Source organism: Streptomyces sp. NPDC088732 (assembly GCF_044751205.1).
In the GTDB taxonomy this organism is placed as follows: domain Bacteria; phylum Actinomycetota; class Actinomycetes; order Streptomycetales; family Streptomycetaceae; genus Actinacidiphila.
In genome coordinates this window covers 208,604-229,656 of the sequence record NZ_JBIVLI010000005.1, presented here as the reverse complement: position 1 = coordinate 229,656, position 21,053 = coordinate 208,604, and the positions used below count along the sequence as shown (strand labels likewise).

The 21,053-nt window shown below is 69.4% G+C and carries 27 protein-coding genes, 1 tRNA gene and 1 pseudogene; 7 read left to right on the top strand and 22 right to left on the bottom strand.

What is annotated here, in order from left to right; all coding sequences use genetic code 11:
* Nucleotides 1-14: 14 nt before the first annotated feature.
* Nucleotides 15-773, top strand: a complete 759-nt coding sequence (locus tag ACIP9H_RS11430) for a dioxygenase (RefSeq protein WP_401587978.1) — start codon at nucleotides 15-17, stop codon at nucleotides 771-773.
* Nucleotides 774-860: 87 nt separating this feature from the next.
* Here ACIP9H_RS11430 and ACIP9H_RS11425 read toward each other — a convergent pair whose 3' ends face one another.
* From ACIP9H_RS11425 to ACIP9H_RS11415, 3 genes are all read right to left on the bottom strand, one after another.
* On the bottom strand, nucleotides 861-2,375 hold the full coding sequence (locus ACIP9H_RS11425; protein WP_401587421.1) for an MFS transporter: 1,515 nt from the start codon (nucleotides 2,373-2,375) through the stop codon (nucleotides 861-863).
* Between the two features lie 194 nt (nucleotides 2,376-2,569).
* Complete coding sequence (locus ACIP9H_RS11420; RefSeq protein WP_401587419.1) at nucleotides 2,570-3,196, bottom strand: TetR/AcrR family transcriptional regulator; 627 nt, start codon at nucleotides 3,194-3,196, stop codon at nucleotides 2,570-2,572.
* A 249-nt stretch (nucleotides 3,197-3,445) separates the two neighbouring features.
* Nucleotides 3,446-3,856 carry an organic hydroperoxide resistance protein gene (locus ACIP9H_RS11415; RefSeq protein ID WP_401958882.1) on the bottom strand — a complete coding sequence of 137 codons (411 nt, stop codon included), beginning with the start codon at nucleotides 3,854-3,856 and terminating at the stop codon, nucleotides 3,446-3,448.
* A 105-nt stretch (nucleotides 3,857-3,961) separates the two neighbouring features.
* Between ACIP9H_RS11415 and ACIP9H_RS11410 the strand changes: the two genes are divergently transcribed.
* Together ACIP9H_RS11410 and ACIP9H_RS11405 are read left to right on the top strand one after the other, a co-directional pair.
* Nucleotides 3,962-4,456: a MarR family winged helix-turn-helix transcriptional regulator gene (locus ACIP9H_RS11410; protein WP_401587414.1), complete on the top strand. Its 495-nt coding sequence runs from the start codon at nucleotides 3,962-3,964 to the stop codon at nucleotides 4,454-4,456.
* Between the two features lie 128 nt (nucleotides 4,457-4,584).
* Nucleotides 4,585-4,657: transfer RNA gene (locus ACIP9H_RS11405), tRNA-Arg, on the top strand.
* Between the two features lie 90 nt (nucleotides 4,658-4,747).
* On the opposite strand, the gene ACIP9H_RS11400 is transcribed toward ACIP9H_RS11405, so the two are convergent.
* From ACIP9H_RS11400 to ACIP9H_RS11355, 10 genes are all read right to left on the bottom strand, one after another.
* A complete protein-coding gene (locus ACIP9H_RS11400) occupies nucleotides 4,748-5,872 on the bottom strand; it encodes a tyrosine-type recombinase/integrase (RefSeq protein WP_401958880.1) in 1,125 nt (374 codons plus the stop codon).
* Nucleotides 5,872-6,090, bottom strand: coding sequence for an excisionase family DNA-binding protein (locus ACIP9H_RS11395; protein ID WP_401958878.1), 219 nt, complete (start codon nucleotides 6,088-6,090; stop codon nucleotides 5,872-5,874). The genes ACIP9H_RS11400 and ACIP9H_RS11395 overlap by 1 nt, the downstream gene beginning before the upstream one ends.
* Nucleotides 6,084-7,484, bottom strand: a complete 1,401-nt coding sequence (gene repSA, locus ACIP9H_RS11390) for a replication initiator protein RepSA (protein ID WP_401958876.1) — start codon at nucleotides 7,482-7,484, stop codon at nucleotides 6,084-6,086. The genes ACIP9H_RS11395 and repSA (ACIP9H_RS11390) overlap by 7 nt, the downstream gene beginning before the upstream one ends.
* A gap of 5 nt (nucleotides 7,485-7,489) precedes the next feature.
* Nucleotides 7,490-7,672, bottom strand: a complete 183-nt coding sequence (locus ACIP9H_RS11385; protein WP_401958874.1) for a hypothetical protein — start codon at nucleotides 7,670-7,672, stop codon at nucleotides 7,490-7,492.
* Between the two features lie 94 nt (nucleotides 7,673-7,766).
* Nucleotides 7,767-8,081 (bottom strand): hypothetical protein, encoded by a 315-nt coding sequence (locus ACIP9H_RS11380; protein ID WP_401958872.1) that lies wholly within the window; start codon nucleotides 8,079-8,081, stop codon nucleotides 7,767-7,769.
* Between the two features lie 21 nt (nucleotides 8,082-8,102).
* On the bottom strand, nucleotides 8,103-8,291 hold the full coding sequence (locus tag ACIP9H_RS11375; protein ID WP_401958870.1) for a mobile element transfer protein: 189 nt from the start codon (nucleotides 8,289-8,291) through the stop codon (nucleotides 8,103-8,105).
* Between the two features lie 3 nt (nucleotides 8,292-8,294).
* Complete coding sequence (locus ACIP9H_RS11370) at nucleotides 8,295-8,474, bottom strand: hypothetical protein (protein ID WP_401958868.1); 180 nt, start codon at nucleotides 8,472-8,474, stop codon at nucleotides 8,295-8,297.
* 16 nt (nucleotides 8,475-8,490) lie between these two features.
* Nucleotides 8,491-9,168: a DUF2637 domain-containing protein gene (locus ACIP9H_RS11365; RefSeq protein ID WP_401958866.1), complete on the bottom strand. Its 678-nt coding sequence runs from the start codon at nucleotides 9,166-9,168 to the stop codon at nucleotides 8,491-8,493.
* 81 nt (nucleotides 9,169-9,249) lie between these two features.
* Complete coding sequence (locus tag ACIP9H_RS11360) at nucleotides 9,250-10,626, bottom strand: FtsK/SpoIIIE domain-containing protein (protein WP_401958863.1); 1,377 nt, start codon at nucleotides 10,624-10,626, stop codon at nucleotides 9,250-9,252.
* Between the two features lie 3 nt (nucleotides 10,627-10,629).
* Nucleotides 10,630-10,959 carry a hypothetical protein gene (locus tag ACIP9H_RS11355; RefSeq protein ID WP_401958861.1) on the bottom strand — a complete coding sequence of 110 codons (330 nt, stop codon included), beginning with the start codon at nucleotides 10,957-10,959 and terminating at the stop codon, nucleotides 10,630-10,632.
* A 180-nt stretch (nucleotides 10,960-11,139) separates the two neighbouring features.
* Between ACIP9H_RS11355 and ACIP9H_RS11350 the strand changes: the two genes are divergently transcribed.
* A complete protein-coding gene (locus tag ACIP9H_RS11350) occupies nucleotides 11,140-11,898 on the top strand; it encodes a GntR family transcriptional regulator (RefSeq protein WP_401958859.1) in 759 nt (252 codons plus the stop codon).
* An 878-nt stretch (nucleotides 11,899-12,776) separates the two neighbouring features.
* On the opposite strand, the gene ACIP9H_RS11345 is transcribed toward ACIP9H_RS11350, so the two are convergent.
* From ACIP9H_RS11345 to ACIP9H_RS11305, 9 genes and pseudogenes are all read right to left on the bottom strand, one after another.
* Nucleotides 12,777-14,018, bottom strand: a complete 1,242-nt coding sequence (locus tag ACIP9H_RS11345; RefSeq protein WP_401958856.1) for a PP2C family protein-serine/threonine phosphatase — start codon at nucleotides 14,016-14,018, stop codon at nucleotides 12,777-12,779.
* A gap of 467 nt (nucleotides 14,019-14,485) precedes the next feature.
* Nucleotides 14,486-15,640, bottom strand: a complete 1,155-nt coding sequence (locus ACIP9H_RS11340) for a tyrosine-type recombinase/integrase (protein WP_401958853.1) — start codon at nucleotides 15,638-15,640, stop codon at nucleotides 14,486-14,488.
* Nucleotides 15,640-15,831: a helix-turn-helix domain-containing protein gene (locus ACIP9H_RS11335; RefSeq protein WP_401958850.1), complete on the bottom strand. Its 192-nt coding sequence runs from the start codon at nucleotides 15,829-15,831 to the stop codon at nucleotides 15,640-15,642. The genes ACIP9H_RS11340 and ACIP9H_RS11335 overlap by 1 nt, the downstream gene beginning before the upstream one ends.
* A pseudogene (gene repSA / locus ACIP9H_RS11330) lies at nucleotides 15,828-17,218 on the bottom strand (replication initiator protein RepSA). Before repSA (ACIP9H_RS11330) ends, ACIP9H_RS11335 begins: the two are co-directional and overlap by 4 nt.
* Nucleotides 17,211-17,396, bottom strand: a complete 186-nt coding sequence (locus ACIP9H_RS11325; RefSeq protein ID WP_401958848.1) for a hypothetical protein — start codon at nucleotides 17,394-17,396, stop codon at nucleotides 17,211-17,213. Before ACIP9H_RS11325 ends, repSA (ACIP9H_RS11330) begins: the two are co-directional and overlap by 8 nt.
* Nucleotides 17,397-17,487: 91 nt before the next feature.
* Nucleotides 17,488-17,805: a SpdD-like protein gene (locus ACIP9H_RS11320; protein ID WP_401958845.1), complete on the bottom strand. Its 318-nt coding sequence runs from the start codon at nucleotides 17,803-17,805 to the stop codon at nucleotides 17,488-17,490.
* Between the two features lie 11 nt (nucleotides 17,806-17,816).
* On the bottom strand, nucleotides 17,817-17,975 hold the full coding sequence (locus tag ACIP9H_RS11315) for a hypothetical protein (RefSeq protein WP_401958842.1): 159 nt from the start codon (nucleotides 17,973-17,975) through the stop codon (nucleotides 17,817-17,819).
* 12 nt (nucleotides 17,976-17,987) lie between these two features.
* Nucleotides 17,988-18,179 carry a mobile element transfer protein gene (locus ACIP9H_RS11310; protein ID WP_378354633.1) on the bottom strand — a complete coding sequence of 64 codons (192 nt, stop codon included), beginning with the start codon at nucleotides 18,177-18,179 and terminating at the stop codon, nucleotides 17,988-17,990.
* Nucleotides 18,180-18,200: 21 nt separating this feature from the next.
* Complete coding sequence (locus ACIP9H_RS11305) at nucleotides 18,201-18,812, bottom strand: DUF2637 domain-containing protein (RefSeq protein WP_401958839.1); 612 nt, start codon at nucleotides 18,810-18,812, stop codon at nucleotides 18,201-18,203.
* A 200-nt stretch (nucleotides 18,813-19,012) separates the two neighbouring features.
* Here ACIP9H_RS11305 and ACIP9H_RS11300 point away from each other — a divergent pair, with 200 nt between their 5' ends.
* The 3 genes from ACIP9H_RS11300 to ACIP9H_RS11290 all read left to right on the top strand — a co-directional run bounded on the left by ACIP9H_RS11300 (nucleotide 19,013) and on the right by ACIP9H_RS11290 (nucleotide 20,878).
* Nucleotides 19,013-19,453, top strand: coding sequence for an SUKH-3 domain-containing protein (locus ACIP9H_RS11300; RefSeq protein ID WP_401958836.1), 441 nt, complete (start codon nucleotides 19,013-19,015; stop codon nucleotides 19,451-19,453).
* Between the two features lie 460 nt (nucleotides 19,454-19,913).
* The gene (locus tag ACIP9H_RS11295; protein WP_401958833.1) at nucleotides 19,914-20,345 is read left to right on the top strand and encodes a hypothetical protein; all 432 of its coding nucleotides are present in this window, start codon (nucleotides 19,914-19,916) and stop codon (nucleotides 20,343-20,345) included.
* A gap of 233 nt (nucleotides 20,346-20,578) precedes the next feature.
* On the top strand, nucleotides 20,579-20,878 hold the full coding sequence (locus ACIP9H_RS11290) for a hypothetical protein (RefSeq protein WP_401958831.1): 300 nt from the start codon (nucleotides 20,579-20,581) through the stop codon (nucleotides 20,876-20,878).
* Nucleotides 20,879-21,053: the final 175 nt, after the last annotated feature.

Sequence of the window (21,053 nt, the reverse complement as noted above, 5' to 3'; positions counted from 1 at the left end):
GGCCCCCCATGCGCATGCCCGCCCTCTACCTGTCGCACGGCGCCCCGCCGCTCGCCGACGACCCCGTGTGGCCGGGTGAACTGGCCGCCTGGTCGGCCGGGTTCCCCCGCCCCACGGCGATCCTGATGATCTCCGCGCACTGGGAGGAGGCCCCGCTCGCGCTCGGCGCGACCACCACCGTCCCGCTGGTGTACGACTTCTGGGGCTTCCCCCAGCACTACTACGAGGTCAAGTACGCGGCCCCCGGCGCGCCCGCGCTGGCCGAGTCGGTGCGCAAGCTGCTGCGCGGCCCGGGCATCCCGGTGCAGGACATCCCGGACCGGGGTCTGGATCACGGGGCGTACGTGCCGCTCGTGGAGATGTTCCCGGGCGCGGACATCCCCGTGCTGCAGGTCTCGATGCCCACGCTCGACCCGCAGCGGCTGATGGACATCGGGCGGAGGCTGGCCCCGCTCCGCGACGAGGGCGTGCTGATCGTCGGCAGCGGCTTCTTCACGCACAACCTGGCCGCGCTGCGGCACGCCGGTGGCGTCCCCGGCTGGTCGGCCGAGTTCGACGACTGGGGTCGGCGGGCGCTGGACGCCCAGGACGTGGACGCGCTGCTGGACTTCTCGCACACCTCCCCTGCGGGCACCCTCGCCCACCCGCGCACCGAGCACTTCGCCCCGCTCTTCGTCGCCATGGGCGCGGCCGAGGACGATCTCGCCGCGCAGCGCAGCGTCATCGACGGCTTCTGGATGGGTCTGGCCAAGCGGTCTGTGCAGTTCGGCTGAGCCTCCGCCCCGCTCACCGCAAGCCGAAGGGCCCCGCTTCCGTCCGGAAGCGGGGCCCTTCGTACGGTGCGCCGGGGGGCGTCCGGGTCAGTGGGCGATCACGGGAACGACGATGTCCTCGGCGCTGCCCTCCGCCCCGTCCCCGGACGACGCCGCCACGACGCCGCCGCCGTGGCCGGCGTTGATGAAGGTGAAGGCGATGATCGCCGACACCGCCAGGATGCCGGCGGCCCACCAGATCGCGGTCGAGTAGCCGTGCACCGCGGCCGCGTTGATGAAGCCCTGCTTGCCCAGCGTGCGGGCCTCGGCGGCGTGGGAGGCGATCCACGCGGTGGTGGCGCTGGCCGCGATGGTGTTGAGCAGCGCGGTGCCGATGGCACCGCCGACCTGCTGCGAGGTGTTGACCATGGCGGAGGCGACACCTGCGTCACGCGGCTGCACACCGTACGTGGCCAGGCTCATGGCCGGCATGAACGCCGTACCCATGCCGAGGCCGAGCAGGATCTCAGCCGGCAGGATCAGGCCCGCGTAGGAGCTGCCGACCTGGAGCTGGGTCAGGATCAGCATGCCCACGGCCGCCAGCGCGAAGCCGGGGGTCATCAGCAGCCGCGGCCGGACGCGGTTCATCAGACGCGCGCCGATCTGGGTCGAGCCGGTGATCATGCCCGCGATCATCGGCAGGAACGCGAAGCCGGTCTTCAGGGCGGAGAAGCCCTGCACGACCTGGAGGTAGTAGCCGAGGAAGAGGAAGAGGCCGAACATGGCGATGATCGCCAGGCCGAGCGACATGTACACGCCGGCGCGGTTGCGGTCGGTCACCACGCGCAGCGGCAGCAGCGGCGCCTTCACACGGGACTCGACGACCACGAAGGACACCAGCAGGACGACCGCGACCACGAACAGGGCGATGGTCTTGCCCGCGAGCCAGCCGTCGGACTCGGCGACGGTGAAGCCGTAGACCAGCGAGACCAGACCCAAGGTGGCGAGCAGCGCACCGGGGATGTCGAGGCTGCTGTTGTTGCGGCTGCCGGCGGGCTCGCGGATGACCCGGAGCGCACCGAAGACGGCGACGGCGGCGAAGGGGATGTTCACAAAGAACGTCCAGCGCCAGTTCAGGTACTCGGTCAGCGCGCCACCGAGGATCAGGCCGACCGCGCCGCCACCACCGGCGATGGCGCCGAAGATGCCGAACGCCTTGGCGCGCTCCTGGGGCTCGGTGAACATCACCGCGAGCAGCGACAGCGCGGCGGGCGCGAGCAGCGCGCCGAAGGCACCCTGCAGGGCGCGGGCGCCGAAGAGCACCGCCTCGTTGGCCGCGGCGCCACCGATCGCCGAGGCGGCCGCGAAGCCGATGAGACCGGTGATGAACGTGCGGCGGCGGCCCCACATGTCGGCGATGCGCCCGCCGAAGAGCAGCAGTCCGCCGAAGACGAGCGCGTAGGCCGTGATGACCCACTGCTTGTTGGCGTCGGAGATGCCCAGGTCGACCTGGGCGGTGGGAAGCGCGATGTTCACGATGGTGCCGTCGAGGACGACCATCAGCTGAGCTATCGCGATGAAGGCCAGCGCCTTCCAGCGCTGGGCGTGGGCCGTTTCTGACATGGAAGAACTCACTAACGGTGGGGAGACGGGCACGACGGTGAACTCTGCAGACCGCATGGGCGCCGCGCGCCGATGCGGGCGGGCGCGACTCATGGACCAGAGAAGACGAAGGGGACCTACAGTACGTAACGGGTGAATGGTCGGCTAGTGAATTACCGGTCGGCCGGCCACGGCGCGCGGCTGCCGGCGGAGGCTCAGTGGTGCCCCCGAAGGTCGTCCAGCGTCACCGACGATCCGGGCAGCACCGAACGTGCCGGAGCCTCCAGACCGTCGACGAACAACTGAAGGTGCCGGTGGATGAAACGGCCCATGTCGCAGTGCGATCCCGGCAGCGGCCGGGTGAGCTGGCTGATCGCCACCATCAGATCGCCGACGTCGATGTCGTCGCGGAGCCGTCCGGACCGGCGAGCAGCCTCCATCAGACGCGCGACGCCGTCGTGCAGACGGACGCGGCCCTCCTCCAGGCGCGGATCACCCTGGCCGAAGCGCGCGACGAGCATGGGACACAGCGCCCCCACCCGCTCGTCGGCGGCTTCGTGCACAAAGGCGCGCAGCGCGTCGAAGGGGTCCGGTTCCTCGGCGAGCAGCCGCTCGGCGCGGTCCGCGATCCGGTCCATCACCGAGTACGCCACCTGGATCGCGAGTTCCTGGCGGTCGGCGAAGTGCCGGTAGACCGTCGCGTTGCCGACGCCCGCGCGGCGGGCGACCTCGTCGAGGGGTGCGTCGGCGCCGTACTCCAGGAGGACTTCACGGGCCGCGGCCATGATGCGTTCACGATTGCGTGTCGCGTCCGCGCGCTGCTTCACGGCGGTCTGGACCATGACGGGTCCTCCTCTCCCACGGTGCCGGGTGTACTGCCTGACGGTTGTCCGGTGCCGCGCATCCGGGGAACGTGTCCCCGCTTGCGCGACACAAGGGTAAACGGGGACGTCGTCCCCGGATATTTCAGCGCCTGTTGTGACCTGACTCACATTCAGCCGCATACGGGAAGGGCCCCGGCCGCACCATGGCGACCGGGGCCCTCCTCGTCTCCGTCGTGCGGGCCCACCGTCCTGGGCCCGGCATCGCGACTACTCGACGACGAGCTGGACGTCGATGTTGCCGCGGGTCGCCTTGGAGTACGGGCAGACCGCGTGGGCCTGCTCCAGCAGCTGGTGGCCGGTCTCGTTCTCCAGCTCCGGCGGCAGCTCGGCCCGGAGCACCACGGCCAGGGCGAAGCTCGTCTCGTCCTTGCCAATCGAAACCTCGGCGGTCACCGAGATGTCCTTCGTGTCCACCTTGGCCTGGCGGCCGACCAGGGCCAGCGCACTGGCGAAACAGGCCGCGTAGCCGGCGGCGAAGAGCTGCTCGGGGTTGGTGCCCTGACCGTTGCCGCCCATGGCCGGGGGCATGGCCAGCGCGAGATCGAGCTGGCCGTCGGAGCTCACGGCCCGCCCGTCGCGGCCGTTGGCGGTGGCGACAGCGGTGTACAGCGCGTCCATGGGAATCCGTCCTCTTTCGATCGCGTACGAACTCGTTGCGCCAAGTAGAGCACACAACTCAGTTGTGCACAACTAAAGTGTGGGCACTTCGGATACCCTGGACCCATGACCGCCCCTGCCTCTGCCCCCGCATCCGCATCCGCGCGGGCCGGCGACGACTACCTGCGCCTGGAGCAGCAGATCTGCTTCTCGTTGCAGTCCGCGTCCCGCGCCTTCGGCGGTGTCTACCGGGTCGTCCTCAAGGACCTCGGCCTCACGTACCCCCAGTACCTCGTCATGCTCGTGCTGTGGGAGCACGGCCCGCTGCCGGTGAAGCGCATCGGCGAGCACCTGCGCCTCGACTCCGGCACGCTCTCCCCGCTGCTGAAGCGCCTGGACACGGCAGGCCTCGTACGGCGCGAGCGCTCCGCCGACGACGAGCGCTCGGTCACCGTCCACCTCACCGAGGACGGCGCCGCCCTGCGCGAGCGCGCGCTCCAGGTGCCGCGCCGCATCTCCGCGGCCACCGGGCTCGGCCTGGACGAGATCATCGACCTGCGCACCCGCCTGGACCGGCTGACCTCGGCGCTCGACGCGGCCGACCTGGCGGAGGACGCCTGACGGCGCTTTACCGCCGGCCGGTGCGGACGCGCACGTCCGCACCGCCCCGCCCCTGATCCGCTACCCTGTCCTGGGCTGCCCTCCGGGGCGGCATCGCCTCGCCGGGACCCTGTCCCACGCGGGGCGTGGCCTCAGTAGCTCAGGGGATAGAGCACCGCTCTCCTAAAGCGGGTGTCGCAGGTTCGAATCCTGCCTGGGGCACATGGTGAAGGGCCAGTTCAGGGGCTTGGTCCCCCGGAACTGGCCCTTTCTCGTGATCGCGGCCGTGCCACTTCCGTGCCACAACGTCCGCTACGAGTCCGCGTCACCTCGCGCCTTGCGGATCATCGAGCCGAGCCGATCGGCGATCTCCCGATCCCGGCCGTTGACCATGTGCTGATAGATCAGAGCCGCACGGGGTGTGCTGTGGCCCATCCTGGTCATCAGCTCTCGCAGGCTCGCGCCGGAGGCGGCGAGGGTGTTCCCGGTGTGCCGGAGATCGTGGAAGTGCACGTCTGCCGTGACGCCCGCCGTGGTCCGCGCGCGGATCCAGTCGTCCCGGAAGTTGCTTCGCCGCAGCTGCCCGCCCTGGGGGCCGAGGAAGACGTGGCCGTCCCGGCCTGGCCCGGAGTAGATGTCGAGATGCCCCTGAACGTCCGGCAGGAGTTCGCTCGGGAAGGCCACCGGCCGGATACCGGCGTCGGACTTCGGTGCCTTGTCGAAAAGGGCTCCGGTCTGCATCTCTGCCTGCGAGCGCCGGACCATGAGCACGGCCTTGGCCGTGTCGACGTCCCGCCGGCGGAGCGACGCCAGCTCCCCGAAGCGCAGCCCGGTGAAGGCAGCCAGGAGAACCAGCAGCCGGTAGCGCGGGCCCATCGCGTCAGCCACGGCGTACACCTCCGCCACGGTGAGGACCGGCCGCTCCGGGACGTCGTACCGGTCAGCGCCCTTGACCCGACACGGGTTGCGCCGGATCAGTTCGTCGTCCACGGCCGTGTTCAGGATCGCCCGCAAGACCTGGTACGCCTTGACCACGGTCGGCTCACCAGTGCGCGTCAGGCACGCGGTTCGCCAGGCCCGCACCTGGGCTGTCGTGATCGAGGCCAACGGCCGGTCACCGAAGGTGGGGAGCAGGTGCAGCCGGACCACCGACTCGTGGCGCTCGCGCGTGCGAGCAGCCATCTTCCGGTCGTTCAGCCACACGACGGCGTAGACACCGAAGCTGACCTTGCCAGCATCCGGATCGGACCACTGGCCGCGGGTGATATCCGCCTCGATGTGAGTCAGCGCGACTTCCGCATCTGTCTTGGTCGCGTACGTCTCCTCTGCACTGCGAAGCTGCGCCGTCTCTGGGTCGCGGTACCTCACCTGCCACCGGCCCGACGCGAGCTGCCGAACCGAGCCGAAGCGACGGCGCCTGCCCTGACTGTTCGGCATCAGGCAACCCTCCTCAGAACAGCAGGACGAACTGTCACCGGGCGGACCGTGTGCTCAGCGATGAACGCGGAGACAGCGCTCTCGGGGATGCGAACGTGGCGCCCGACCTTCACGAAGGTGATCCGGCGTTCCTCGATCAGGCGCCGGGGGAAGCGCACGGTGGTCCCCAACGCCTGGGCGACTTCCTGCACGGTGAGGAGTCGATCCACGCTCACCACTCCCCCGCTTGGTCGTCAGGCATGTCGGAGAGTGCTTCGCGGGCGGTTTCGCGGTTGGTCTGGATGTCGCGGTGGATGGTGGCGGCGAGGAGGGATTCGCCGGGGGTGTGGCCGTGGCCGGCGTAGGCCCAGTGGGCGAGGACGAGCGTGGTGGCCTCCGGGGAGTCGTCGGGGTCGGGCAGGCCGAGCGAGCGCCGTTGCTGAGCGGCGCGGTAGTCGGCCCGGACCTGGCGCAGGGCACCCAAGGTCGTCGAGTAGAGACGGGATTTGGTGGAGAAGTGGCCGCGGAAGCCGAGCATGTGGGCCCAGTCGAGGAGCTTGCGGTCGGGGTAGAGCTTGTGGAGGTCGAAGCAGGCTTCGATCAGCCGCCGCGGATGGGGCGGGACGCCCAGGAGTACGAGGGCTTCGCGGTTGCCGACGCGGCGGTCGACGGTGCCGGTGGTCTCTGCGGCTTTGGTGGCGTACTTGGCGACGTAGGAGGCCACAGCCTGTTCGGTCAGTTCCCCGTCCGTGCCGGCGTCGGCAGAGCGGATGGGCTGCACGTCGAGCTGGGTGCCCCAGGTGAGGGTGCGGGCAGGCTGGTCTCCGGCCGCGGGGACGGGGACGGCGACGCGGCGTGCGGCGGCACCAATGGCGTCGGTGAGGAGGTCGAGGGTCGCCCACGGCGGGGGCGGGGAGTCGGGTCCGTCCGGGCCGTCGAAGCGGACGACGGCATGGAAGTGGACGGCGCCGCGACGTTGGTATTCGGCGACCTTCCCGAAGGAGACCCGGCACTGTTCGCGAGCGGCTTTCTGTGTGAGGCCGACGCGGGCGGCGACTTCGCGGCGGAGGTAGATGGTGAAGTACCGCCACAGGTCCGAGGCGTAGTTGTTCCACAGCACCGCCCCCGCGTAGTCGTAGCCGTCCGGGTCCAGCGGCGTGCCTAACGCGCCGTCGTCGTCGGCGTGGCGGAGCCCGCAGCGGCAGGCCGCGGTGCCGGGGCGGTTGTGGACGGGGCCGAAGGACGGAGCGGTGAGGGTGGCGAACACCTTCGGATGGACCCGCACCGTCTCGGGGGTGCCCTTGTTCGGGTCGCCGACGAGCCCGGCGCGGATGAGGTGGTAGGTGTCGCCCGCGTAGGTCCAGGCGCAGGCCGGGCACCGCGAGGCCCGGCGGTTGCCGCAGGCGACGCGGAGTCGTCCGCCGGGTTCGGTGTCGGTGCTGTAGGTGTGGAGGACGGTGCCGGTGGCACGATCGAGGGTCTTGGTGTAGCCGGTCAGGTGGATCGGGTCGGAGCAGCCGCCGGTGCGGCGGATCTGGTCCTGCCAACGGTCGAAGCCGTCCGACCCGGCCACCCGCAGCAGATCGCGGAGGGTGGCCGGGTCCAGGCCCGCCGCGGTGGCGGTGTCGGTCAAGCCGCTCACCTCCCGGTCCGGGCGAGGACCGGGGCGGGGGTGGTGTGGCCGGTGCCCCGGCAGGCCGGGCAGGCGACGCGGAGCGTGGCGCGGGAGCCATCGGCCAGGCAGGTGCCGGTGGTGATGGCGACGACGGGGAACCCGTCGCAGTGGCCGCAGACGGGCCGGTTCTGGTGGCGCTGGGGCATGATGTGCCAGTCCTTTCGGGTCCGTTGGATCTGGGAGGGAGCAGGGCGCCCGGGGCGGTCGATGCTTGGCGGCGTGTGCCGCCCCGGGGGCCCGTCAGTGCTTGTGCTGGTTGTTGAGCATCGAGCGCAGGACCACCGCGCAGACCGCGACGGATGCGGCGGTGACGGCGACGGCCAGGAGCAGCGAGACCAGGACCGTGCCGATGATGAGGACAGCGGCGGTGCCTCCGGCGACGATGGTGATCAGGGCGCCGGGGGTGAGCTGCACCGTGGGCCGGGCCGGGACCGGTGCCGGGGAGTGCAGGACGGTCGGGGCCGGGGTGGGCGGGTGCTCGGTGGGCACGAGCGGTGCGGCCGGCGGCGCCACGATGGTGATGGTCGGGTTCACGGGGATCTTGGGGCGGAGCATGGCGTTTCCCTCCTTTGGGCGTCAGGGCTGGCAGCGGTGGGTGCGGGCGGCGAGTTCGGCGCCGGAGCGGTCGCGGTAGTCGGTGGAGAAGCCGCAGCCGGGCGCGGTGCAGGCGGCGGTGTGACGGGTGCGGCCACGGCCGTCGTAGTAGCTGCCGACCTTGACCGGGCCGATGCGGATCACGTCGTAGAAGCGGTTCGGCCGCGACACGGTTCAGTCCTCCTGTCCGGTGAAGTCGTCGGCGTGGTCGGTGAGCCACTGCTGGATCTCGGGGTGTTCGTCGTCGGTGGCCTGGTTGATCGCGGCCTCGCCCATGCGCATGCCGTCAACCAGGCGGTTGGCGCGGGTCAGTTCGGCGGAGCGTTCCAGGGCGGCGCGGATGTGCGGTCGCATCGGGGTGTCCTCCTTCTCAGGTGAGTTGGGCAGCGATCACGTCGGCCAGGGCCGGCGGAACGCCGAGACGGGTCCGCAGGGTCGCTGCGTCGATCGGTGAGCCCGTGGCGGCGTGGTGGGTGTCGGCGACCTTCCGGGCGTGCGCCAGCAGCGCCGGCGGAACCTGCGAGGGTGCCGCGGCAGGAGCGGGTGCGGCCTCGGGCGTAGCGGGTGCGGGGAGTTCCGGCACGGGGTCGGGGGTGCGTTCGACCGTGACCCGTGGTGCCGGTTCGGCCGCCGGAGGGATGTCGGCCGCTGGCGTAGGCGCAGCGGAGGGTACGGGGGCGTGGTCGTGGGCGAGGAGGGTGCCGCCGAGGAAAGCCAGGGCGGGCCATCCCGCGACGAGGATGCGCAGCCAGGTCGGGACGGCGTTGATGTCGAGGAGTCCGGCGGTGGCGATGTTCGCCCCGAGGGACGCGGTCAGGGCGATGACGAACCAGGTCCAGGCGGCACGGGCGGGACGGTCAGCGGCGCGGAGGGTGCGCATGCGGCGCCAGGCGGCGACCAGGAGCAGGTCAACGGAGACGGGGTAGGCCCAGGCTTTCCAGTCGTGCTGGCCGGCGGCTTCGGCGATGTCGTGGAGATGGGCGAAGGACAGCGCACCGGCGATCACGGCCTGAATCAGCACGGGATCGAGGCGGTGGGGGCGGGCCACGGGGATCACCTCCTTGAGGCATGGGCGGGGTAGGGACCTGGCGCGAAGCGGTCGCACCAACCGTTGGGTCAGGGGGCGGGGTTATTCGGTGATCGGGCGGGGCCGGGTCAGCGGCACCACATCGGCCGGAGCAGCGATCTCCGGGACGTGCGGGCGGAACGGGGCCAGGACGGGAAGGTCCGGGACCAGGTGCGCGTGCGCGCGGCAGACGGCTGCAGTGTCGGTGATCGAGGTCAGCGGCGTACGAATCCGGGTCCAGCCGCCCGAGGCGTCACCCGCGACCGCGACCCCGGGGCGCTCCGCGGCGATGGCGGTTGCCGCGTGCATGGCCTCGGGTGAGATGTCCCCGAGGCCCATCTCGGCGGTCTGCCTGTCGTTGACCCGGTGGACCACGCGGCCGGTGAGCTGGGCCCGGAGCATGGTGGCGCCCTTGCCGAGTTCGGCGCCGAACCGCTGGCCGCAGATCTCCAGGTAGATGCCGACCGCGCGGGCCATCTGCGCGAGCCGGATCAACTGGGTGACCATGCGGTCCCGGCGTTCCTCGTCCTTCTTCGTCGCCGTCAAGAACAGCTCGGCGACCTCATCCACGAGGACGACGATCGGCACCGGCCGCACCTTCTTCGGCAGGCCCCAGATGTCGCTGGTGATCTCCCCGTTCCGCGTCGACAGCGCCGTGCCCTGGTACTCCTTGAGCAGATCGAAGCGGGCCTCCATCTCCCCCACGAGCGCATCGAGGAGGCCGGCGGCTTGTTCCGGGTCGGTGGCAAGCGCCGACAGGCGCGGCGCGTACGGGGTCTGTTCCACCCCGCGCTTGCAGTCGATCCCCACCAGAGCCACCGGGAGCTTGGCGAGTTGCTTGATCAGGTTGCGCTGATACACCGACTTGCCCGACTGATTCGCCCCCAGCGTCAGCGCGTGCGGGATCTCTCGGTAGTTCCGGGCGAACGCGGTCCCGTCCTCCCGCAAAGCGACCGGCACCACCATCGGACCGGACGGCAGACGCCGCGGCATCCGCACGGTACGGAGCACGTCGTAGCCGGTCATCCGCAGCTCCACCACACCGGGCTTGATCTCCACCACATGCACCGCGTGGACACCCCAGGCGTGCCGCAGCCGGTTCGACGCCGCCGCCACGTCATCGGGCTCCAGGCCGGCAGGGAGCCGGAGCCGGACGCGTAAGCCTGTGGCGGACCCGGCAACGCGGCGGATCTTCGGCGGGACCGGCTGCACCTCACGGCGAGCGACCGTGCGGACCATGAACGCCCGCAGCCGGGACGGGGCCACCGTCAGCCCGCACACATCCATCGTGGAGGCGTAGGTGAAGTGGAACCGGCCCATCGTGACCGGCAGGCCCACCAGCGACCAGTACACGCCCGGCGCTTTCACCCGGGCATAGCCCAGGCCGCCGGCAGCCCCCGCCAGGGGGGTGCCTATCTCGATCAGCGTCGCCAGATCCATGGCTCAGGCCACCGCCGTGATCGCCACCGCGCGGAACGAGATCCCGTGCCGGGTCTGGCCGTTGAACGTGTTCTCCCAGTCACGGGCCTTGAGCCCGATCACCGACACCGGCATCCCCGGCGTCAGCGTCGCATCGATCCCCGTCGACGGCACGGTCACCTGGTACAGGTTCCCCTCACCCTCATCCGAGATCAGCAGACCCACGGTCAGCAGTTGCGCACCGGTCTCCCGGTCGATCGCCACCTCACCGGTCTGCTTGCTCACCAGCTTCGGGGTAGGCGCAGTCGCAACGAACGTCACCGCGGACGAAAGGTCGATCTTGAAGGACGGCATGAATGCGTCTCCCTGTTCGTGAGGTCGCTCCGGACGAGCAACCTGTCTAGAGATGTCTCCAGTGAAGCCAACATCTCTATACACGTCAACGTCTCTAGACATGTTGGCTGAATCGGTCTCACGGGGAGGCGCCTGAACGGCTACCCGCTAGGCTGTCTAGAGAGGAAGGAGGGATCGCTCATGACCACCGAGGACACCGACCGCCGCCCCAAGTACCAGCGGATCGCGGACACGTTGAAGGACGCCATCCGGGCAGGTGAGTACGGCCCTGGTGATCGACTGCCAGGCGAAAACGAGCTCATGACCGTCCACGGCGTAGCCCGTATGACGGCACGGCAGGCACTGAGCGTCCTGCAGAACGAGGGCATCGCCGAGTCCCGGAAGGGAGCAGGTGTCTTCGTACGCGACTTTCGGCCACTGCGACGCCGCGGCATGGCGCGCCTGGCACAGGAGCAGTGGGGATCGGGCCGATCAATCTGGTCGGCCGACATCGGCGACCGCGAGTTGGTGGTGGACCAGGTCGCCGTGACCGAGGAAGCCGCCCCGGAACACATCGCCGGCGTACTCGACGTACCAGCGGGCGCAGCGGTGTGCGTGCGCAGCCGTCGCTTCGTGCTGGACGGGAAACCGGTCTTGCTGTCGACCTCGTACCTGCCAGCGGACCTTGTGGCGGGTTCAGCCATCACTCAGGAAGACACAGGACCAGGCGGCACCTACGCGCGCCTTGCGGAGCTCGGCTCCAAGCCCGTGCACTTTCGCGAGGAGATCCGCAGCCGGATGCCGTCCCAAGACGAGGCAACCAGGCTCGGGCTGTCCATGGGCATGCCCGTCATCTTGATCTGCCGCACAGCGTTCGCCAACGAGGGCCGCCCAGTCGAGGTCAACGAGATGACCTTGGACTCTGCCGCCTACATCCTCGAATACGACTTCGACGCATAGGCTCATGGTTGGTGCCTGATCCAGCAACAGGCGCGCTACGGACGGGAGCAGTCACGAGGGTGCGATGCTGATCGTTTTCAGGTGTCGGCAATGCGATGCTCCCTTGTCGAATCCTCTGGGGCAAGCCGAGTGGAAACCCCTGCCGAGCATGAGGGGGCGAGAGCACTACACGTACGGCCCTTCGACAGTGGCGGTGGGTTCCTTCTCTCCTGACCCGGATCCGTACGCTCCTGCCGGTTCAGTTGCCACCTGGGTTATCAACCCCCTGGACGGCGTGCTGTTGCGGCCCCATATAGACCCGACTCGGCTGTACGGGTGTTGCAGGTTGGACGGGCTCAACGGGCCGAACTTGATGTGCGCCCGCTGCGGCAGCGAGGTTGGCATCGAGAGATCGGATTGCTGGACCGAGTACGACATCCGGCTGCTGCGCTCGGCAGTCATCGAGAGTCGTCACCGCTGATCAACGACTCGCACACCGGCGGGTTGTTACAGATTTCCCTACCTCATCAAGACACCCGGCGTCGCTCACGCTCCGCCGGGCGCGCGGCCGACGTCCGGCCGCGCCCACGCTCCAGTCTTCGCCCCGCTCGGCGCGCCGTCCGCCGCCGCGCGCCCACAGAGGCAGGCCGAGGGCATGAGGTCAGAACCGCGGTGGCTGGGGCAGCCGGCGCTCCGATGCTTTAGGCAGCCACCATGGGGCGAGCCTCGAAGATCGGGGCCCACATCGGGCATGAGCGGGCAGGTCCACAGACCGCCCGAGTCGCCGCAAGCTTACGGGCCCCGATCTCTCGCCCCATGGCAGCTCCAGCCCAAAGCCTCTGCGCACCGACCGTCGGTGTAGGTAACGGCTTGCTGTGGGGACGATCAGCAGTGGCTGTCTAGCCCATGGTTGCCAGGCGGTCGGTGGTGTCGCCGCGCCACTCGAAGAGGAAGATCGTCGCGTCGTCGCTGGTGACCCCGCCTCGTGCACGCTTCAGCGCGTGGGAAAGGACCCGCACCATGGCCCGTACACTCGTCTCCTTGACCCCGACCTGCGTGATGATGTCGACCAGTTGGTCAAGGCCGAACTGTTCCCCTCCGGCCTCGCGTTCCTCGATGAGACCGTCGGTGAAGCACAGCACCCGATCGCCGCGTCGCAGCATCAGTTCACTGATGCGGGGCTCCTCTCCACCGAAGCCAACCGGCAAGGTCGTCCGGCTCTCCAGCCGCTGGATGACACGCCGGTCGCGGATGAGGAGCGGTTCCGGATGGCCAGCGTTCACCCATTGCAGGTGTCCTGTCGAGATGTTGAGGTGCATCATCTGCGCGGTGACGAAGTGCTCAGGCCCGAACTGTTCAGCGATGACCTGGTCCATGAACGCGTAGATCTCGGCCAGTTCAACATCGGCGCGTCGGGCGTGGCGGTACGCACCGATGGCCGCGGTCGCCATCACGGCGGCGTCCAGACCGTGGCCCATCGCGTCGATCACGGCCAGGTGCAGGATCTCGTCGTTGAGGGCGTAGTCGAAGCTGTCGCCCGCGACCGCGTAGGCGGGCTCGAGGATTCCCGCCACCTCGACCTGGGGGACGGACATCATCAGCGGGGGCAGCAGGGACCACTGGATCTCTGCGGCTACGGTCATCGGGGCTCGACGCCGAGCCTTCGTGAATTGATCGGTGTAGCTGTTCTTCGTCACCAGCATGTCGGCGACCATGCCGGCGAGCCGCCGCAGCAGCCGCCGGTCGTCGTCATCCACGGTGTCCATCGTGACGCCCAGCACCCCCACCTGATCGCTGCCATCTAGCAATGGCAGGAACAGCCGGATTCCGTCCGACAGCGGTACCTCCACGAGCGTTGCCTCCAGAAACGCCCGACCGGCATGAGATCCCGCGATCGGTACGGCCGTGCCACCGGCGAGTCGTCTGCCCGGCAGCGGCACGAGCATGATCTGTTCGTAGTCCTGCAGGAGCACGGAGACGGTACGTCCACCCATCCTGGCGATCTCTTCCGCGATCAGCGGCGCGATCAATTGCGGCGGCATCTCGTGGGCACGGTCGAGCAACGCGCCCAGCAGCCGTTCACCGAATCCCTCGGACCGGTCGACCGGGACGTCGTCAGGACCGCAGGGTACTTCCGACATACCCCTATATGAACATGATCTCCGCGCTCTCCTGCGCCGACACTCATGAGGCGAGCTGACAGGGCACTTCCGCCCCCGCTGCGCCGTGGCGGACTGAGTGTCTAACTGCGCTACAACGTCCCCGTACGGGGACGGACGAGCACGGACGATCGCGCACAGTTCACGCAGGTCACCGGAGGACCAACCCCAGGTCGCAGCACCACACGCATTGCTTCGGGACGAAGAGCGGCCGTGCCACATCCGTGCCAGATCGGGCGGGGTCTCACGGGGAATCGGGGTGCGCAGGGGTACGTGACGCCGGACTCCGCCCAGGGTAGGGAACCCGCAGGTCACAGCCTCGATCGCCCCACCTCGCTCCTAAAGCGGGTGTCGCAGGTTCGAATCCTGCCTGGGGCACAAGGGAAAAGGCCCCGGACCGATCAGGGTCCGGGGCCTTTGACATCCACTTTTGACATCAACGGCGGCGGTCAGCCGCGGTCGACGCGCCTCCTCAACAGCCGGTCCATGTGGCTGATGGCCTCGCGCTGAGTGTCCTGCACGACGTGCGTGTAGACGTCCATGGTGATGCTGATCTGACTGTGCCCGAGGATCTCCATCACCACGCGGGGAGCTACGCCGGCCGCGGTCAGCAGGGTGGCGCAGCCGTGCCGAGCGTCGTGCAGTCGGATGACGCGGAGCTGGGCGGTCTCAGCGACCCGAGTGAACGAGCGGTACAGGTTGCGCGGCTCGATCGGGCGGCCGGTGCGGGTGGTGAAGACGTAGCCCCCGTTGTCCTGCCACATCTCCCCTGCACGCTGCTGGGTGGCCGTCTGCCGCATCCGGTGCCAGCGCAGCGGCGCGATGCACAGCGCAGGCATGGGCACGGCCCGGCGACGGCGGCCCTTGGGGTCGTCGTCGTACAGCACCCCGCGCCGACGCTGTGTCTGCTGCCGGACGTAGAGAACGCGTTTGTCCAGATCGACGTCCGTCCAGCGAAGTCCGATGACCTCGCCCCGGCGCAGGCCCATGGCGATGGCCAGCACGAACGCGGCATAGAGCGGATCCTTGCGCGCGGCGGCAAGGAAGGTCAACGTCTCGTCCAGCGTCCACGGGCTCAGCTCACGGGCCCGAGGCCGCGGAGGCTCGACCAGCGCAGCCACGTTGCGGGCCACCAGCTCCTCACGGCAGGCCGCCGAGAGTGCAGTACGCAGAACCCGGTGTGACTCCTTGGCGGTTGGGCCCGTGGTGTCACACTCCAAGCCGTTCAGGAAGCGGCGGACGTCAGTGACACTCAGGGACTCCAGCCGCTTTGACCCGAGCCGGGGCACGAGGTAGAGGCGCGCGTGCGCTTCGTACTTGTCGTACGTGCTGAGCTTGCGACGCGGCTTGACGATGTTCTCCAGCCAGTAGGGCAACCACTCGGCAAGCTTGGCCGACCGAGTAGGCACGGGGATGCCGCTGTCGACCTTGTCGAGCAATTCGCGGCGCTTGGCATCGCATTCGGCCCAGGTCTTGCCGTAGGCGAACTTGCGGGCCCGGGTGCCGTCCGGCTGGAGGACGTAGACGGCGGCTTGGTAGCGGCCGTCCTTTCGCTTGGTGATGGTGCCAGCGCCGTTCGGGTTGCGCTTGCGCTGTCCAGGCATCAGGCCGCGGCCTCCTCGGTCTCGTGTGAGATGAAGTCCCGCACGGCGTCAGCGGGGATGCGGCGTGAGCGGCCGATGGTGATGGAGACCAGGCGGCGCGAACGGATCAGGTCATAGACGGTGGAGCGTCCGAGCTTGAGCCGCGCCATCACTTCCGGCACGGTCAGCAGCTCCGCGGTCGTGGTCGTCATGCTGCGGCGCCTTCCAGGGCCAGTTGGTCGCGCAGGGCTTCGCGGGCGGTGTCGCGGTTGAGCCGGATGTCGCGGTGGATGGTGGCGGCGAGGGCGGATTCGCCGGGGGTGTGGCCGTGGCCGGCGTATTGCCAGTCGGCCAGGACCAGGACGGTGTCGGGCTCGATGGGCTCCAGGCCGAGGTCCGCGTGTTCTTGGGCGGCGCGGTAGTCGGCGCGTTCCTGGCGCAGGGCGCCGAGGGTGGTGGAGTAGGCGCGGGATTTGGTGGAGAAGTGGCCGCGGAAGCCGAGCATGTGCGCCCAGGCCAACAGCCGCCGGTCCGGATACAGGTCGTCCAGGTCCCGGCAGGCTTCGATGAGGCGGCGGGCGTGGTCGGGCACGCCGTGTCGGTCGAGTTCGGCGAGTTCGCCGATGCGGCGGTCGAGGGTGCCGGTGTTCTCTGCGGCTTTGGTCGCGTACTTGGCGACGTAGGAGGCGACGGCCTGTTCGGTGATGTCCGAGCCGTCCCCGAAGGCCTTCACGGGGCGGACGTCGAGCTGGGTGCCCCAGCGGAAGGTCCGGGCCGGTTGGTCAGCAGCCGGCGGGACGCTGACGCTCGTGTAGCCGTGGTGTGCGGCGGCGCGGATGGCGTCTTCCAGTAAGCCCGTGGTCGCCCAGGCCGGGGGCGCGGTGTCGGGTCCTTCAGGGCCGTCGAGGCGGATGACGGCGTGGAAGTGGACGGCGCCGCGCTTTTGGAATTCGGCGACTTTCCGAAGGAGACCCGCAGAACCTCGCGCATGGCCCGTTGGGAGAGGCCGGCGCGGGCGGCGATCTCGCGGCGGAGCCGGTTGGTGAAGCGCTGCCACAACTGGCCCGCGTGGTTGTTGAACAGCACCGCCCCCGCGTAGTCGTACGTGGCGGGGTCCAGCGCTGTGCCGAGTACCGGGTCGTCGGAGGGGTGTTGGGTGCCGCACCGGCAGCGTCCGGTGTCGGGCCGGTTGTGCACACGGCCGAACGAGGGGGCGGTGAGGGTGGCGAAAACCCGCGGGTGGTCCCGCACGGTGGCGGGGATGTCGCGGCGCTGGTCTCCGGCGAGGCCGGCGCGGATGAGGTGGTAGGTGTCTCCGGCGTAGGTCCAGGCGCACGAGGGGCAGCGTGAGGCGCGGCGGTTTCCGCAGGCGATGCGGAGGCGTCCGCCGGGTTCGTTCTCGGTGGTGTAGTGGTGCAGGGTCTCGCCGCTCACCTTGTCTTTGGTGAGGGTCCAGCCGGTGAGGTGGATGGGGTCGGAGCAGCCGCCGGTGCGGTGGATCTGGTCTTCCCAGCGGTGGAAGCCCGGGGGCCCGGCCACCCGCAGCAGGTCGGTCAGGGTGGTCGGGTCCAGGCCCGCGAGGGTCGCGGTGTCAGACACGGGCGCCCTCCCGCGTCCGAGCGGGGTGGAGGGTGCCGGTGCCGAGGCAGGCCGGGCAGTGGACGGTGAGGGTGCGCAGGTGGCCGCGGTGGTCGCGTCCGCCGAGGGTGATGGCGGCGGAGGCGAAGCCGTCGCAGGTCGGGCAGATCCGCGGCGGGGGCGGTGTGGGGTGGGTCATGATGGGGGTTCCTTCCGGATCTCTGGTTCGGGCAGGGGCACGGCTCCCGGGGCGGGCGATACTTGGCGGTTGAGACCGCCCCGGGGGCCGGTCAGCGCTTGTGCTGGCCGTTGAGCATCGAGCGCAGGACGACCGCGCAGACGGCGACGGATGCGGCGGTGACGGCGACCGCCAGCAGCAGCGACACCAGGACCGTGCCGACGACCAGGACCACCGCGGTGCCGCCGCCGACGAGCGCGACCAGAGCGCCCGGGGTGAGCTGCACGACGGGCCGGGACGACACCGGAGCCGAGGTCGCGGGGACGGGCTCAGGGGCCGATGTGTGCTGCACGATGGCGCTCGCCTCGACCGGCAGCGGCATCACGGTGCCGGTGGGGGTGGGGTTGGTGGGGATCTTGGGCCGGAGCATGAGGGGTCTCCCTACTTCTCGATGAGGGTGTCGATGACGGGGGCGAGGATGCTGTCGGCGATGAGGTAGCCGCCGAGCAGCAGCACCAGGACCAGCCAGAGCGGCGGGCGGATGAGCTTGCAGCCGAGGTAGCCGACGACGATCAGGGCGAACCAGAGCGGGACGTCCACGGGCGGGATCTCCTATCGGGCCGTGCAGCGGTGGGTGCGGGCGGCGAGCTGGGCGGCGGAGGAGCTGGAGTAGTCGGCGGACCAGCCGCAGCGGTCGTTGGTGCACACCGCGGCGTGCTTGGTCTGGCCGTGCCGGTCTCGGTGGGTGCCGATCTGCACGGGGCCGATCCGCATCACGGAGTGGAAGAAGTCGCGGGCAGGCATGACGGTGGTTCTCCTCTCGGGTCAGGTGAGTTGGGCGGCGATCGCGTCGGCCAGTTGGGCGGGGACGCCGAGCCGGACGCGGAGCGTGTCGGTGTCGATCACGGTCCCGGTACGGGCGTGGTGGTCGTGGGCGACCTTCCGGGCGTGCGCGACCAACGCGGCCGGAACCGGTGGAACGGCCGGCGCAGGCTGTGAGGCGGGCAGGGCCGGTACGGGCTCGGCGGCGGCTTCCGGCACCGGCTCGGCCTCAGGGGCGGGTTCGACGCTGGCCGTCTGAGTCGGCTCGGGAGCCGGAGCCTGGTGGCCGGGGGCGTGGACTAGGAGGGTGCCGCCGAGGAAGGCCAGGGCGGGCCATCCGGCCACGAGGATGCTCAGCCAGTCCGGCACGTGGTCCAGGTCGAGGAGCCCCGCGGTGGCGATGTTCGCCCCGAGGGAGGCGGACAAGGCCACCGCGAACCACAGCCACGCGGCCCGGACCGGAGCGCCGTCCGTACGCAGGATGCGAAGCCGTCGCCAGGCAGCAACGAGCAGCAGGTCGACGCTGATCGGGTAGGCCCAGGCTTTCCAGCCGCTCTGTCCCGCAGCGGCGGCGAGGTCGTGCAGGTGGGCGAAGGACAGGGCACCGGCGATCACGGCCTGTACGAGGACGGCGTCTCCTGGACGCCCTAGATAGCGCTGGCCCGCATGTCCGCAGCCATGACGGCAAGCGCCTGGCCTCAACTCACTGAAGATCAATCACGGCCAGAGGTTGAGCCCGACGAGACGGCACCCATGGCGTACAAGTCCATGGTTCTGACCCCCAAGTTCATCGGCTAACGACCCACAATAAAGGCATGTCACCAGAGGCAGAGAAGGCATTGCGAGCAGCAGGATGGCTACCCGGAAGAAGTGTCGATACGACGCCCTGGCGCTTGCAGTTGGAGCAGGTAGGTCTTCACATGCACGATGCCGCGGAAGCGTTCCTCCGCGAGTTCGGCGGTCTGGACTTCGAGTACGCGGGGCCAGGCATCTCGCGAGCACGCGAGCCGTTCCATCTTGATCCAGCGCTCGCCGTGGGCGACGAGGATCGGCTGGAGGACTGGGGGCCCTCAGCCGGACGTCACCTCTTCCCGATCGGCTACCTCGATGACCGGTACCTCCTGAGCATCGACCAGTTCAGCGAGATCTACATCCTCGACCCGTGGGACGCCAGCTTCGGCCAAATGCCCGAGGCTTTGGAGAACCTCGTCCTCGGCGTCGCACCCACCAAGATCGACGCCTCTGATTCATCCTGACCGGCGTACGCCCCCTAGCGCCATGGACAGCCCAACGATCCAACTGTCAGCCGAGACCGGACAAGACGATCATCCAGTGGCGCGGTAAGACTTTCTCTACTTCATCAAGGCGCTCCCGCCGCGCAGAGCGCGGCGGCGCGCGGCCCGGCGCCTCGGGCCGACGCTCCAGTCTTCGCCCCGCTCCGGCCCGGCCGCCGGCCGCCCGCCAGACGGCGAGGGGTGGGCTGAGGGGAAACCCGCTGTGGCTGGGGCGGTCGGCTCCGCGGCTTTACGCAGCCACCATGGGGCGAGCCTCGAAGATCGGGGGCCCACTTCGGGCTATTGCGGGCAGCCGAGGTGCTGCCCGAGTCGCGGTTAGCTTACGGGCCCCCGATCTCTCGCCCCATGGCGGCTCCTGCCCAAAGCCGCTCTACCGACCGAGCGGTACAGTGCGAGTCGGGCGCCACCCAGGGAGAACCTCATGAACGGCGACCATGCCCGCCAGGAAGACGGTCCGCTGAGCACGTCTTCAATATGTCGTGAGGTGGAGTCCGACTCGTGGGCGGTGAGGGCCGCGGCCGGCCGCCGTCTCGCCGGCATGACCGACCAAGAGGAGATCAGGCCGCTCCTCTTGCAGCTAATGATGGACCCCCGTGATACCGGCGTCACCCAGGAGACGGCGGAGGCCCTCTTGGAGCGCAAGGATCTTCTAGGGCTGTGTTTGGTGCTCATGGCGCTTTCACGCGCCGAAGCGTGGTGGACGATCGACCAGCTGTCGGGAGAGGTGTACGGCTACCAAGACATGATGATCGCCGACGACCGAGCTGCGCAGTTCACGGAGCAACTCGTGACGCTCACCACTGACGAGGATGCCGGCGTCCAAGAGGAAGCCCTCCGAATGCTGGGAGAGTAAGAAGATCTGCCCTGGCTATACCGGGACTCTGGCCTGGGGCCCTCTGTGGGCCGTCCGAGGGTGGACAGCAGTGACAGATGGCGACAGCGACCGACAGCCAACCCACTGGTCACGACGTCGGCCGCTGTCATGTGTGCAGGTCAGCCGGAGAACGCGTCACTTCCAGAAGAACTGTTCGCGCAGCCGCCGAAGCGACCGCAAGCGATCAATCCCGGTGCGTTTAGGATCACCGCATGAAGAAGTCGGTCGTAGCAATGGGCGTGTGGCTGTATGACGGCACGGTGCCCACGACAGTCCGCATTTGGATGCTGGACTACGACTTTTGGTACGCCCTCGGCGAGGCAGACGGAACGCTGCAACCCGGAGAGGTCCCGGATTTGAATGAGGACGGCCGCCTCTACTACGTCCAGCATCTGCCAGGCGAGCCTGCCTGCGACCATCATTTCTGGCCGGCCACAGAAGGATTCCACACGCTCGCGGAAGCAGTTGCTTCAGCAGAAGCCACCGTTCCCGGCCCGATTTCATGGCAGTAAGGACCTGCAAATCACTAGATCGGTCGAACAGCCTGCAACGGCCGTCCCGCCCACAGCACACATCGAGAGGACCGGGCGTGCCACAGCCGTGCCAGGTGAGGTGGTGCCGAACGGGGAGCCACGGGGAACAACGGTGACGAGACCGCGTTGCCGCAGGTCAGCGTCCGCCCAGGTG